The sequence below is a fragment of the Xanthobacter sp. 91 genome, assembly GCF_000702385.1.
Classification (GTDB): domain Bacteria; phylum Pseudomonadota; class Alphaproteobacteria; order Rhizobiales; family Xanthobacteraceae; genus Xanthobacter; species Xanthobacter aminoxidans.
This window is the reverse complement of the sequence record NZ_JNIB01000001.1, coordinates 5,303,929-5,317,497: the sequence shown is the minus strand read 5'-3', so window position 1 is coordinate 5,317,497 and position 13,569 is coordinate 5,303,929. Positions and strand designations below refer to the sequence as shown.

At 66.1% G+C, this 13,569-nt stretch carries 12 protein-coding genes and 1 tRNA gene; 8 read left to right on the top strand and 5 right to left on the bottom strand.

Translation table 11 applies throughout. The annotated features are described in order from the left end of the window. Nucleotides 1-87: 87 nt before the first annotated feature. The 5 genes from A37E_RS27570 (at nucleotide 88) to A37E_RS0124835 (ending at nucleotide 6,594) form a co-directional block, all read left to right on the top strand. Nucleotides 88-3,090 (top strand): DNA translocase FtsK, encoded by a 3,003-nt coding sequence (locus A37E_RS27570; protein ID WP_245279417.1) that lies wholly within the window; start codon nucleotides 88-90, stop codon nucleotides 3,088-3,090. Nucleotides 3,091-3,241: 151 nt separating this feature from the next. After that, nucleotides 3,242-4,054 carry an ABC transporter ATP-binding protein gene (locus A37E_RS0124850; protein ID WP_029559079.1) on the top strand — a complete coding sequence of 271 codons (813 nt, stop codon included), beginning with the start codon at nucleotides 3,242-3,244 and terminating at the stop codon, nucleotides 4,052-4,054. Between the two features lie 3 nt (nucleotides 4,055-4,057). Then, nucleotides 4,058-4,867 (top strand): ABC transporter permease, encoded by an 810-nt coding sequence (locus tag A37E_RS0124845; protein WP_029559078.1) that lies wholly within the window; start codon nucleotides 4,058-4,060, stop codon nucleotides 4,865-4,867. 20 nt (nucleotides 4,868-4,887) lie between these two features. Continuing rightward, entirely contained in the window at nucleotides 4,888-5,904 is a 1,017-nt protein-coding gene (locus A37E_RS0124840; protein WP_029559077.1) for an ABC transporter substrate-binding protein, read from the top strand. A 483-nt stretch (nucleotides 5,905-6,387) separates the two neighbouring features. Continuing rightward, nucleotides 6,388-6,594, top strand: a complete 207-nt coding sequence (locus A37E_RS0124835) for a cold-shock protein (protein ID WP_024278308.1) — start codon at nucleotides 6,388-6,390, stop codon at nucleotides 6,592-6,594. A 233-nt stretch (nucleotides 6,595-6,827) separates the two neighbouring features. On the opposite strand, the gene A37E_RS0124830 is transcribed toward A37E_RS0124835, so the two are convergent. Together A37E_RS0124830 and A37E_RS0124825 are read right to left on the bottom strand one after the other, a co-directional pair. Next, nucleotides 6,828-7,412, bottom strand: a complete 585-nt coding sequence (locus A37E_RS0124830; protein ID WP_029559075.1) for a L,D-transpeptidase — start codon at nucleotides 7,410-7,412, stop codon at nucleotides 6,828-6,830. A gap of 153 nt (nucleotides 7,413-7,565) precedes the next feature. Then, nucleotides 7,566-8,426: an alpha/beta hydrolase gene (locus tag A37E_RS0124825; RefSeq protein ID WP_038193680.1), complete on the bottom strand. Its 861-nt coding sequence runs from the start codon at nucleotides 8,424-8,426 to the stop codon at nucleotides 7,566-7,568. Between the two features lie 385 nt (nucleotides 8,427-8,811). Between A37E_RS0124825 and A37E_RS0124820 the strand changes: the two genes are divergently transcribed. From A37E_RS0124820 to A37E_RS0124810, 3 genes are all read left to right on the top strand, one after another. Beyond that, a complete protein-coding gene (locus tag A37E_RS0124820) occupies nucleotides 8,812-10,125 on the top strand; it encodes a hypothetical protein (RefSeq protein WP_024278311.1) in 1,314 nt (437 codons plus the stop codon). Nucleotides 10,126-10,436: 311 nt separating this feature from the next. Continuing rightward, the gene (locus tag A37E_RS0124815) at nucleotides 10,437-10,742 is read left to right on the top strand and encodes a KGG domain-containing protein (protein ID WP_029559073.1); all 306 of its coding nucleotides are present in this window, start codon (nucleotides 10,437-10,439) and stop codon (nucleotides 10,740-10,742) included. 121 nt (nucleotides 10,743-10,863) lie between these two features. After that, nucleotides 10,864-11,370, top strand: coding sequence for a ferritin-like domain-containing protein (locus A37E_RS0124810; protein ID WP_029559072.1), 507 nt, complete (start codon nucleotides 10,864-10,866; stop codon nucleotides 11,368-11,370). A gap of 577 nt (nucleotides 11,371-11,947) precedes the next feature. On the opposite strand, the gene A37E_RS27115 is transcribed toward A37E_RS0124810, so the two are convergent. From A37E_RS27115 to gph, 3 genes are all read right to left on the bottom strand, one after another. After that, nucleotides 11,948-12,304 (bottom strand): hypothetical protein, encoded by a 357-nt coding sequence (locus A37E_RS27115; protein WP_156026420.1) that lies wholly within the window; start codon nucleotides 12,302-12,304, stop codon nucleotides 11,948-11,950. Between the two features lie 291 nt (nucleotides 12,305-12,595). After that, nucleotides 12,596-12,670 (bottom strand) — tRNA-Val (locus A37E_RS0124795). Nucleotides 12,671-12,793: 123 nt separating this feature from the next. Continuing rightward, the gene (gene gph / locus A37E_RS0124790; protein ID WP_051679327.1) at nucleotides 12,794-13,510 is read right to left on the bottom strand and encodes a phosphoglycolate phosphatase; all 717 of its coding nucleotides are present in this window, start codon (nucleotides 13,508-13,510) and stop codon (nucleotides 12,794-12,796) included. Nucleotides 13,511-13,569: the final 59 nt, after the last annotated feature.

The window sequence follows — 13,569 nt, the reverse complement described above, 5'->3', positions numbered from 1 at the left end:
ACCGTTGTTGTGAGGTGCAAACCTCCCCTTAACGCCCCCGCCCTAGTGTCCTCGAAACGGCGCCGGTGCTGCGGATTTCGGATTCCCATGTCTTCCTTCAACCGTCCTCCGAGACCTCTTGCGTATCCTTCCTACGCTCCGGACGACTCGTTCGATCCACCAGCCGATTCCGGCACCGAACGTGGCCTGCCCTCGTTCTACGAGCGGATTCCGGAATACGACCCGGCCATCCACGACGGCGCCTTCGAGGCTGCCGAAACCCACAGCTGGATCGACCTGGAGCTGGTCCCGAGCTGGCTGCGGCCGTTCACCCTCGACGCCAACACCCGCTTCACCCGCACCCCGGACCATCTGCTGCGCCCCCGCGAGCCAGGCGCGGCCCCGTTGCCGCCAGTCTTGCCGCAGGTCCCCACCCCGGTCACGACCCAGGGGTCGAGCCGCGGCTGGCACTTCCTGTTCGAGCCGGCGGACGACGTGGTCCAGCCGGTGGCACAGCCCGTCGCCAAGCTTGCGGATATCCCCACGGAGACAGCCTTCGCCGCGCCTGCCTCCGTGCCGGAAGAGGTGACGGCGGCTCCCGTCGTCCTGCCTCCCGTCGAGGAAGAAACAGCTGAGGCCTACGAGGCTCCCGCTTCCGAGGTCGCGCTTGCAGAGGCTGCCCCGGGCGAGGAGTTTCTGACTGAAACGACAGCGCCTGTGCTCCTTGAAGCCGACACCGCGCCGCAGGCTGTGGCCGAGGCGGCTTCGGAGGTCGACACGGCTGATGTCCCCGATCACCTCTGGAGCTTGCTGCGCCTCGTCGTTCTCGGCCGCGCCGCCACCCCGCCCGCTCCGGCCGGGGAGCAGGACCTTGATCCGGCGCCCGCAGAGGCGGTCGATGCGGAAGACGACCTTGTGAAGAACGAGGACACGGCTTTCGAGGCGCTGTCCGATACCGAGGAGGCTGCCGACTTCGACGAAGACGAGGTCTTAGAGGCGGCCGCCTCCGAGGAGGATGAACTCGAGGATGACGCGTTCGAGGACGAGGACGCCGAGGATGATGAGGTCGCCGAACTGGACGGCGACACGGACGACGCCGAGGAGGAGGGCGATGAGGTCGACCTTTCCGAGGACGACGACGAACTGGACGAGGACGACGCGGAGCTCTCCTCCGAGCTGGAGGAGGATGACCTCGAAGACGACGAACTCGAAGACGATGCTTTCGAGGACGCGGAGCTGACGGAAGACGAGGAAGACGAGGAAATCGACGCCGAACTCGACGAGGACGAGGCGGAAGACGCCGCCGCGCTTGAAGACGACGATCAGGCTGATGACGAGGCCGAAGCCGAGGACGAAGCATTACCCCTCGCGGCCACGCCGATCCTTTCGGGTGAGGCGTTCGCATCCTGGCGGCCCTACCAGCAGAGCATCAGCGCCCAGTTCTTCGGCGCCCTGCATTCGGCTGCCACGTCCGCTCCCGCGGCTTCGGCCGCGGCGCCTGCAGTGTCGGATGCCGTCGCCCCCGTTCCGGTGCAGGCCGTTGCAACCCTCCCGCCCGATCTCGCGCCCGCAGCTGCGGAGGGCACGGAAGGCCCCTATTTCCTCCCGCCCCTCGACCTGCTGCGCGAGCCGCCGGTGGTGGAGCCGGACTATGAGCTGTCCGAGGAGTTCCTCGACCAGTCCTCCAGTATGCTGCAGCAGGTGCTGCGCGACTTCGGCGTGCGCGGCGAGGTGATCGATGCCAATCCCGGCCCTGTCGTCACGCTCTACGAGTTCGAGCCGGCACCGGGGGTGAAGTCCTCCCGCGTCATCGGCTTGTCGCCTGACATCGCCCGCTCCATGAGCGCCGTTTCCGCCCGCGTGGCGGTGGTGGAGGGGCGCAACGTCATCGGCATCGAGCTGCCCAACCGGCGGCGCGAGACCGTGTGGCTGCGCGAGCTTCTGGCGAGCCACGAATTCGCCGAGGCCCATCCCAAGCTCGGTCTCTGTCTCGGCAAGACCATCGGCGGCGTGCCGGTGATCGCCGACCTCGCGCGGATGCCGCATCTGCTGGTCGCCGGCACCACCGGCTCCGGCAAGTCGGTGGCCATCAACACCATGATCCTGAGCCTGCTCTACCGGCACACGCCGGAAGCCTGCCGGCTCATCATGATCGACCCGAAGATGCTGGAACTCTCGGTCTACGAGGGCATCCCGCATCTGCTCACCCCCGTCGTCACCGACCCCAAGAAGGCGATCATCGCGCTGAAGTGGGCGGTGAAGGAGATGGAGGAGCGCTATCGCAAGATGAGCCGCCTCGCCGTGCGCAACATCGACGGCTACAACGCCCGCGTCCGCGAGGCGGCAGCCAGGGCTGAGATCATCACCCGCAACGTCCAGGTGGGGTTCGATCGCGAGACAGGGGAGGCCCTGTTCGAGGAACAGGAGATGGACCTCACCGCGCTGCCCTACATCGTCGTCATCGTGGACGAGATGGCCGACCTGATGATGGTGGCGGGCAAGGAAATCGAAGGCGCCATCCAGCGCCTCGCCCAGATGGCCCGCGCCGCCGGTATCCACCTCGTGATGGCGACGCAGCGGCCCTCCGTGGACGTCATCACCGGCACCATCAAGGCCAATTTCCCCACCCGTATCTCCTTCCAGGTGACCAGCAAGATCGACAGCCGCACCATCCTCGGCGAGATGGGCGCGGAAACGCTGCTGGGGCAGGGCGACATGCTGTTCATGGCCGGCGGCGGCCGCATCAGCCGCGTCCACGGCCCGTTTGTCTCCGACGGCGAGGTGGAGAAGGTCGTCGCCTTCCTCAAGGCCCAGGGCGGGCCGGACTATATCGACGAGGTGGTGCTGGACGAGGATGCCGTGGCCGAGGACGATGACGAGGCGGTGTTCGACCGCTCCGGCATCGCCGATGCGGGCGGCGACCTCTACGAGCAGGCTGTGGCCATCGTCATGCGTGATCGCAAGGCCTCCACCTCCTACATCCAGCGCCGCTTGCAGGTGGGCTACAACAAGGCCGCCTCCCTCATGGAGCGCATGGAGACCGAAGGCATCGTCGGCCCCGCCAACCACGCCGGAAAGCGCGAAATCCTCACCTTCTCGCGACCGGGGTGAGGTTCGCTCCACCGGCGATCCTCCACCCTTGCCTCCCGCGCGCCCTGGGCTACCTTGTCCGCTTGATCCGGGCCAACCGGACGCGCGGTCGGGGCGCGGGATCGGGAGACGTTCAGTGGTGCAACCCTTCAGCGTGGTCCAGGGAGGCCGCATGGCTCAGGCATGCGCGGTCGGGCTGCGCAACATCTCCATCGCCTTTCCCGGTGCCAGCCGTGCGGCTTTGCCCTTCGTCGCGGTGCAGGGCGTCAATCTCGAGGTTGCGGATGGCGAGTTCGTCGCCATCGTCGGCCCTACGGGCTGCGGCAAGTCCACCTTGCTCAACGCGACGGCCGGCCTGCTGAAACCGGCCTCCGGCACGGTCACGATCCACGGCAAGCCCCTCGCCGGCCTCAACCGCGCGGCCGGCTATCTCTTCCAGGCCGAGGCTCTGTTCCCATGGAAGACGGCGCTCGACAACGTGGCCATCGGCCTCGAGGTCGCCGGCACCGACACGGACGAGGCGCGCGCCCGCGCCCGCAAGTGGCTGGCCCGCGTGGGGCTCGCGGCCTTTGCCGATCGCTACCCCCACCAATTATCCGGCGGGCAGAGGAAGCGCGTGGGCCTTGCCCAGGTGCTGATCCGTGACCCCAAGATCCTGCTCATGGACGAGCCTTTCGGCCCGCTCGACGCCCAGACCCGTCAGATCATGGGCAACCTCCTGCTCGATCTGTGGAGCCAGGACCGCAAGGCCGTGATGTTCGTGACCCACGATCTGGAGGAGGCGATTTCGCTGGCCGATCGGGTGGTCATCATGGGCGCGGGGCCGGCCTCGCGCATCATCGGCCAGTGGCGCGTGCCGATCCCTCGACCGCGTGACATCGATGTGCGGCTGGAGCCCGCCTTCCACCACCTTCACCGCGAGATCTGGGCGGCGCTGAAGGATGAGGTGGTGAAGGGATATCGCCAGTCCGAGGTCGCGAGCTGAACCATGCGCAACCGTTTCACGCTGTTCACCCTGCAGGTGCTGGTGGCGGTGGTGCTGATCGCCATCTGGCATTTCGGCTCCACGGTGAAGGTCTCGATTCCGGCGCTCTCGCCGAAGCCCTTCTACCCGCTCGATCCCTTCTTCTTCTCGACGCCGCTGGCCGTTTTCGAGAGGACCTTCAAGGACTTCTACACGGGAGTGATCTGGTATCACCTCGGCATCACGCTGCTGGAGACCATGCTCGCCTTCGCCATCGGCGCTTTCGGCGGGGTGCTGGTGGGCTTCTGGTTCGCCCGCAAGGCGGTGATCGCGGCGGTGTTCGACCCTTATGTGAAGATGGCCAATGCGCTGCCGCGCGTGGTGCTGGCGCCCATCTTCGCCTTGTGGCTTGGGCTCGGCATCTGGTCCAAGGTGGCGCTGGGCGTCACGCTGGTGTTCTTCATCGTTTTCTTCAATGTTTATCAAGGTGTTAAGGAGGTCAGCCCGACGCTGCTCGCCAACGCCCGGATGCTGGGCATGAGCGAGCGACAGCTCATGCGGAACGTGTTCTGGCCCTCCGCGCTCACCTGGATGTTCTCCTCGCTCCATACCGCCGTTGGCTTTGCTCTGGTGGGGGCGGTGGTGGGGGAATATCTCGGTTCGGCGGCGGGGCTTGGCTATCGCATCCACCAGGCGGAAGGGGTGTTCGATGTCACCGGCGTGTTCTCGGGCATGCTGGTGCTCTCCATCTTCGTCATCATCATCGACACGGTGGTGAGCGCAATCGAGAACCGCCTGCTCGTCTGGCGCCCCGCGCCGGCGACGCAGGCGTGAAGAAAAACGGGAGGAAAATCATGAAGATGCTCAAGCTCGCGGTGGCCGCCCTCGCGCTCGCCTTCGCCGCTCCTGCGGCGGCCCAGCAGGCCGCCAAGATCGAGAAGCCGAAGCTCACGCTGGGCGTCGGCGGCAAGCCGCTGCTTTATTACCTGCCGCTGACGATCGCCGAGCGGAAGGGCTTCTTCAAGGAGGAGGGGCTGGACGTCGCCATCAACGATTTCGGCGGCGGAGCCAAGTCTTTGCAGGCCCTTATCGGCGGATCGATCGATGTGGTGACGGGGGCTTACGAGCACACGATCCGCATGCAGGCCAAGGGCCAGGACATTGTTTCCGTTATCGAATTGGGCCGTTTTCCGGGGATCGTGCTGGTGGCGCGGAAGGATCGGCCGATCAAGTCGGTGAAGGACCTGAAGGGGGCCAAGATCGGCGTGACCGCGCCAGGCTCCTCCACGAACTTTTTTGTCAATTTCCTGATGGCGAAAGATGGCCTGAAGCCGGATGATGCCTCTTACGTAGGTGTCGGCGGTGGAGCCTCGGCTGTGGCGCAGATGAAGCGCGGCGAAATCGATGCCATGTCCAACCTCGACCCCGTGATTACCAAGCTGGAAGACGACGGGGACGTGATTGTTCTGGCGGACAGCCGAACGGAAGCCGGAAACGACAAGATCTTCGGCGGAGCGAACCCGGCCGCCGTGCTCTACATGAAGCGCGACTTCATGGAGCAGAATCCCGTCACCACCCAGAAGCTCGTGAACGCTTTCTACAAGGCGCTTCAATGGCTTAAGACCGCCACACCCGAGGACGTGGCGGCGGTGGTGCCGGAGGAATATCTGCTCGGGGACAAGGCGCTCTACCTCAACGCGGTCAAGAACTCCCTGCCGATCTATTCCCGCACGGGCCTCATCCCCGAAAAGGGCATGCAGAATGCCCTCAACATGTTGGTGGAGTTCGATCCTGAGCTGAAGGCGGCGAAGATCGACCTCGCCAAGACGTTCGACGGCACCTTCGTGGCGAAGGCGGCGGCAGGCAAATAGTCCGGCCCCGGTTCGGGGGTGTTTCACCACCTTGCCGGTGGGCGTTCACCCCCGGTATCGGGTGGGTTCGGCAAAAGGTTCAGGAGCGGCGGGCAAAAATCTTCCCCGCCGCCCTTGAACCGCCGCGATTGATCCCTATCTTCCCATCAACCCCAGCCGATGGATGCGGCGCGCTTTTGAGCGCAGACGCTTCCGGGAGACGGACGGATGTACTCCGATCCCGCCTGAGCAGATTGCACCAAGGCATGGGGCGTTCGTTCCTCCGCTTTCCATTTCATGGATGTGCGGAGGGGCGAGCCGAGCGGACAAGTTCGTCGACGGCCTTCTTCGTTTCCTTCGGGCCGCGACGCAAAAGCCTTCCCCAAGTACGAACCTGTCCTGAACTGCGTCCCGTTGCGCCGTGACTCTCTTGTGGTCGCGTGTCGCCGGGACGATCGGCGCTTTTCGGGAAACTCCCGGAGAGCGTTTCCACAGGAGGCCTCCATGGCCACGGGTACTGTCAAGTTTTTCAACGCCCAGAAGGGTTTCGGCTTCATCGTTCAGGATGAGGGCGGCCCCGACGTGTTCGTCCACATCTCCGACGTGGAGCGCTCCGGCATGTACAGCCTGAACGACGGCCAGAAGGTCTCGTTCGATGTCGTCCCGGACAACCGCGGCAAGAGCAAGGCTGCGAACCTCGCCGCCCTCTGACGCGGCGTGAAGCCGAGGGTGCGTGAGCCTGCTCACGACCCTTCGGCCAAGTCCGCCTTAGGCCCGCGGCCAAGCCCGCGCGGCGCCTGAGCGAACCCGCTCGGCGCTGATCGCAGACCGGGACCGATGGGTCTTGTCGCTGACAAGAATCTCGGCGTTGACAAGAAAAGGCCCGGTCGTCGCAAGACGGTCGGGCCTTTTTCGTGCCTCGACTTTCGTGCCTCGATGGAAGATCAGCGCAGCACGTAGACGGTCGCGCCCACGCGCACGCGGTTGTAGAGGTCCACCACGTCGTCATTGGTCATGCGGAAGCAGCCCGACGACACCGCCTGCCCGATGGTCTCCGGCTCGTTGGAGCCGTGGATGCGGTAGAGGCTGGAGCCGAGATACATGGCGCGGGCGCCGAGCGGGTTGTCGATGCCACCGGGCATGTAGCGGGGCAGATCGGGGCGGCGCTTCAGCATCTGGGAGGGGGGCGTCCAGGAGGGCCATTCCTTCTTGGCGCTCACCGTCTTCACGCCGGACCAGCGGAAGCCGTCGCGGCCGACGCCGATGCCGTAGCGGATGGCCTGGCCCCGCGCCGTCACATAATAAAGGCGGCGCTCCGAGGTCATGATGACGATGTTGCCCGGCGCATATTTCGGGTCGATGGAGACCATCTGGCGGCCGATGGGCGAAGTGCTGCCCACCACGCCGACATTGCCGCCACCGAAGAACTTGTTGAAATTGAAGATGTCGTAGCGATCGTCGGCCTTGGCCGAGCCCGTCGCCACCAGCGCGGCGATGCCTGCGAAAACAAGCGATTTCAGCTTCATCATGGCTCTGCGTCTCGGATGGACCGGAGCGCGAACGACCATCGAGCACGCCCGGAAACGTCGGCAACACCGCTTTGTCGCCACAAAACGGACAAGACTGCAACCGCTTTGTGGCGAACGGGTTCCCGTCCCACGGGAGTGTGAAGCCGTCTTCTCCTAACGTGCTACCATCCCTGAAGTTGCTGCCGCAGCGGCAGCAAAGGCCGCGAGCGTGGCGTTGAAGCGGTCCGCCGCCTCGATGAAGGGGGCGTGGCCGACCCCCGCATAAAGGTCCAGCCGGGCGCCGGGAATGGTCGCGGCGATATGCTCCGCCATGGCCGGGGCCACCACCTCGTCCAGCGCGCCCTGGGCCACCAGCACCGGCACGTCGAGGCGCTTCAACAGGTCTTCATATTCCGCCGTCCGGCCGAACAGGGCGGAGCGCACCTGCTGCGGCACCATCATGTTCACCGCCAGCAATTGCTCGAACAGCGGCTGGGGGATGGGGGCGGCGAAGCAGCGGCGCAGGAAGGTGCGGGTGGCCGCGATGTTCTCCTCCACATCCGTGCTGCACATGAGGCGCATCAGCCGGTTGCAGGTGCCGTAGAAGCGGCGCTCGTTGGCGGTCACGGCATCCACGAAGACGATGCCGCCGATGCCCGCCGTGCCATGCACCGCCAGATAATCGCCGATGATGCGCCCGGCATAGGACCAGCCCACCAGCACCGGCCGCTCCAGCCCCCAGCCGCGGATCACCGCATCAAGCTCCCCCGCCCACACCTCGGCCGACTGGTAGGCGGCGGGATCGGACGGACGGTCGGAGGCGCCATGGCCGCGGAAATCGTAGGTGACGAGCCGCAGGCCGGCCAGCGCCGGGCTGGATGTCTGCCGGTTCCAGCACAGGCCGGATTGGGAGAAGCCATGGATGAACACCACCGGCGTTCCCTCGGGCGGGCCGAAGGCGGCGCTGGCGATGCCGACGCCATCGGGGGTGAGGATGCGGCGGACCTCGCGGTCGGCGGGGGGAGGGGTGGTCATGGCAGGGTTCCGGCGCGAGGTGTTCGGCGACCGCTTTAGCATCGACAGGGCGCGGGCTTAAGGGGTGGAAACGGTTCTTGCCCCGGACCAGCGACGGCGCAGCCGGAGCGCCGAGCCGGGGTCCAGGGGAAAAGTCGGCGAAGCCGGCCATGCCCCGACAGCGTTTCCGCTTGAGCCGCCTGCGGCGTACCCTTGCGCTGGGCCCCGGATCAGCGATCCGGCTAAGCCGTCGCTTGTCCGGGGCGCGACGGCTGTTCCCAGGCCATCGCCTTCCTGCTACCGGCCGACCGGCCGCCGCCTTTGGGGCGCCATGTGGCAGTGCTATACAACGCCTAGCACAGCACAGCTCGAATCGAAGACCAGCATCACAAGGAGAGGCGACGGAATGCGCACCTCAGCCGTGACACGCACCGCCCACCGCCGGACGGTTCTCGCCGCCCTTTCCGCCCTTGCGCTCGTGCCCGCGCTCGTCATGCCGACGGTGGCCGATGCCGCCAGCGAGCGCTTCATGGTGCTGGGGCTTCCTTTCTTCAAGCCGTACCGGGCGGCCATCGCCACCCTCGATGTGGACGGCGCCGGCAAGGTCTCCGGCACCCTCGCGCCGCCGTCGGGCGATGCGCGGGCCGCGATTCCGGTGTCCGGCACGCTGGCCGGCGGGGCGCTGAAGCTCACCATCGGCCAGGGGGACGACAGCTACGCCCTCGCCTTCACCGAGAACCAGCGCGGCCTGCACCACATCTATGAGGAGACGGCCGCCATCCCCGGCCTCGCGGCGGTGACGGTGTTCCGCCCGGAAGGCGGCTTCTCCGAGCCGGCGCTGGTGCTCCAGCACGACGAGGACAATTGGTGCGGCCTCGTCACCGGCGGCCTCGCCGTGGACCTCAAGGCGGCCGACCTCGCCCGCACGCCGGTGGCGCCTGCCGAGCTTGCCGAGATCGATCTCGTGGTCACGCCCCAGCAGGGCGGCACCGCGAAAGTGAAGCTGAAGGAGGCCTGGAGCCGCCTGCGCCTCGCCGCCCGCGACGGCGACGACGTTTCGGTGGATGTGGCCGTGCCGCTGGGCGCGGAGGCGAAGATCGCGCAGGAGCTGCGCAAGGTGCCGCTGGTGGCCACCGTCACGCTGCCCTCCGTGTGCGGGGAGATGGCGTTCGCCGCCGTTCCGCGCGCCAAGCTGATGGACGGCGACAAGGTGTCCGAGGCGAAGCTGAAGGCCTATGGCGACGCCATGCTGGCGCGCGTCCTCTCCGGCGCCGCGCCCGAGGGCGGCAACGGCACGCGCAAGTTCAAGGTGGCGGGATCGGTGGTGCCGGGCGAGGCGGGGCCGGCCTACAAGGCGACCGTCTCCGCCGAATCCGAGGCGAGCCGCCTCGCCAAGGGCAATTGGGACCAGTTCACCGTGCTGCTCCAGCCGGTGGTGACGCCGGCGGATACGGCCGCATCGGTGTCGCTGGTGCCCCTCGTCATCGATCTCAAGGTGGCGAAGAAGTCCGGCCCGCAGGCGCCGGCGGATGCCGCCTTCAAGCCGGCCGATGATTCCACGCAGGTGGCGGCCATCAGCCACCGCCTCGTCTCCTACATCGCCGCCGCCGAAGGCACGCGGTGCAGCTTCCTGACCCAGACGGCGTTCGACGAGCCGGACGGTAGCCTCTCCTGCACCAACCTCGCCCTCGACGACGTGAGCGCCGCCGACGACAACTGAGGCCGTCGGCCCCGGGTGCCGCGCGGGCGGCTGAAGCTGTGCCGCTTTCCTGATCTCGCGAAATGCCCGGCCCCGTGCCGGGCATTTCTGTTTCCGGTGTGCAGTCACGCTTGGCGGCGGTGCCGTTCCGTTCAAGTTGTGAACGGTCAAGCTGTGCGATATTTGTGATCTATTACTTTTCGGAAGGCGTCCGCGTCGGGCTCGAGCTGCACATTAAGGCCATGATTGCTTCTGTTTTGTAATGTTTGTCATCGGAACCATCCTCCCCGCCCTCCGTTCTCTGACGGGGACACAAGAGAGGATACGAACCGATGAACACTCGTCAGCAGGGCGGATCCGGGAACTTCGAGAACGATCGCGAGCGCGCCTCCGAGGCCGGCCGCAAGGGCGCCGAGCAGGCCGCCCAGAACCGCCAGCAGGGCGGACAGGGCGGCGACAACCGCCAGCAGAGCCAGCAGGAGCACGATCGCGGCCAGCAGGGCGGCTCGGGCAACGCCCAGGACCGCGAGCGCGCGGCCGAACCGGGCCGCAAGGCCGGGCAGGGCATGCCGGAGGAGAAGCGCTCCCCGCAGGCTCCCGACGCCGCTTCGGACGCCGGCCGCAAGGGCCAGCGCTGAGGCTGAACGGGGCGCGGCCTGGAGCGCGATCCGGGCGGATTTCGATCCGCTCGGTGAATCGCCCTCTACTCCAAGAGAGAGGTCGCGCCCCCTCTCCATTCATTCTTCCGGGAGGTGCCACATGGGCTTTTTCTCCAAGGACATCCATTCCATGGACGACCTGTTCGTCCACACGCTGCGCGACATCTATTATGCCGAGAAGCGCATCCTGAAGGCGCTTCCGACCATGATCGAGAAGGCGCAGAATTCCACGCTTCGCCAGGCCTTCCAGTTCCATCTCGGCGAGACCGAGGGGCATGTGAAGCGGCTTGAGGAAGTGTTCCGCATGCATGGCGTCGAGGCCAGCACGGTGAAGTGCCCGGCCATCGACGGCATCATCGCGGAGGCCGAGGAGATCGCCTCCGAGGTGGCGGACCAGGAAGTGCTGGACGCGGCCCTCGCCGCCGCCGCGCAGGCGGTGGAGCATTACGAGATCACCCGCTACGGCACCCTCATCGCCTGGGCCAAGCAGCTCGGCCGCAACGACTGCGCCGCCGTGCTCCAGCGCAACCTGGACGAGGAAAAGGCCGCCGACGCCAAGCTCACCGGCCTCGCCGAGGCCAAGCTGAACATGCGCGCCGCCGAATAGGGCGCCGCACGTCTCTCCGCGAAAACCCCGCCGGTCCGCCGGCGGGGTTTTTTATTGGCCCGGCCGGGCGCGCGCGATTGTCCACGGCCAAGCCGGGAGCAACATGCCGGTGTCCTTCGGGAGGGTAGGGCGATCCATCCGGGGGAACACTGACAACCTGAAGGCTCTTCTTGTCGCAGCGTCGCTCGCCGCACCGACGCTGTCCGCTACATCCGGCTTCGCGGCCGACGATGTGCAATGGAAAGCGGCGAACGGCCCCTCCTGCGATCAGGTCTGCGACGCCGCCGGCCTCACGGCGATCTAGACCGGCGTGTACACGCCCCGCAATCAGGTGATGTAGGACAAGTTCTACGTCTGTGCCGCCAACATGAACGGCGTCCGCCCCGGCTACAATCTCAAGCCCAAATGGTCCAACGCCTGCTACGTGGGCTATGGCGGCAAGGAAGTGGGCGCGAAAGACTACGAGTGCGGCTGCCGCTGACGGCTCCGGCGCGGCGCTTCTCGCGCCGGGTCTTTGCCCCAGCGCGAGCTCATCCTTGTCTAAGATGGGGTAGCTTCTTCAAATTTGATGTGCAGGTCAATCGATGCCCGGAAGGTGCACACGCTTACGATTCATGCCACCCAACTTTTCCCACAAGCCCTTACGGTTGCGAGCTGCGGTCTGGGTAATACCGAGAGCTTTCGACGCTCGGTTATAACCTGCGCCATGATCAAATAGTCTGTAGAGAATTTCAGCGCCGCGTTCGGTTAAATTGCTTCCAATCTTGTTTGCTGGGTCTTGGCATGCTTCATTTGTCGGAAGTTTTGGCGCGGTAACAGAAGGTTCGGTAATCAATTTATCTTTTAATTTATCGAATGATCGATCAATATAATTGTGCATTTCGGCCCGAAAGATATCAATTGCGGCACTGATTTCTGGGTCAGTAGCGGACATAGAGTAGCTCCTTCTCTATACCCATCGCCCACTGAAGTTGGCGATGGCCCTGCGCTATGTGCAGTGCTCCATCTGTCTACAGAATGTAGACAGATACGTCAATGCTCCAGCTGTTATTCGAGGGGGCTGGTGTAGCGGGGCGGTCGGAGAGCAATTCCATTCGGTGCAATTACCGCATAAGGAATTTTGCGACGGGACAGCATGGAAGGGGCGGATTGCGCCGTGACGCATGCATCTTTCTGCGCTCTGGTGAGCCTGATCGATCTCTACTTTCTTGAGTTGAGCGCGGAATGGTGGGCGATGCAGGGATTGAACCTGCGACCCCTCCCGTGTGAAGGGAGTGCTCTCCCGCTGAGCTAATCGCCCGCGCCATTGCGAGGAGGGCCGTTTAGAGCCGCAGGGCCTCCCCTGTCAAGGGCGGGCGCGACGAGGACCGCGCCTGCCTGTGGATCATTCGGGCCGACACCCGCGCCTACGCCCGGCCGGAACCTACGCCGAAGCGTTGGCCAGCAAGGCGTCCACCGCCTCTTCCAGCTGGTCGAAATGGTGGATCAGCCGGTCGGCGCCGAGTTCGCCGGGGGGCGTCTCCGTATAGCCGAAGGAGACGGCCACCACCGGCACGCCGGTGGCGCGGGCGGTGAGCACGTCGGTGATGCTGTCGCCCACCATGATGGAGCGCGCCACGTCCGCCCCCGCCGCCGAGATGGTGGAGAGGAGCGGCAGCGGATCGGGCTTGGAGCGGGGATAGGTGTCGGCGCCGGTGATGACGGCGAAGCGCGGCGTCAGCTCCAGCGCGTCGAGCAGCAGGCGGGCGAGGTGCTCCAGCTTGTTGGTGCACACCGCCAGCGCCACGCCCTTGGCCTCCAGCCGGTCCAGCGCCTCCAGAAGGCCGGGGAAGGGGCGCGAGCCCACGGCGATGTTCTCGGCGTAATGGGCGATGAAGCGCTGCGTCATGGCGGCGATCTCGTCGTCCGGCAGCGCGATGCCCTCGCTCTTCAGCGCCCGCACGATGAGGAGGCGCGCCCCGCCGCCGATCATGTTGCGCGCCTCGGCGCGGTCCACGGGCGGGATCTTGTGGGCGGAGAGCACCAGGTCGAGGGCGTCGAGCAGGTCGGGCGCGGTGTCCACCAGCGTCCCGTCGAGATCGAACGCCACAAGAGGGCGCGCGGCTTGCGGGCGGGGGGCGGGCTGTGTGAGTTGGGTCATCGGGCGCGGTCCTTCAGCGTGGCGGTATCGGGGCAGATGATATCCGCAGGTTCCGGTCG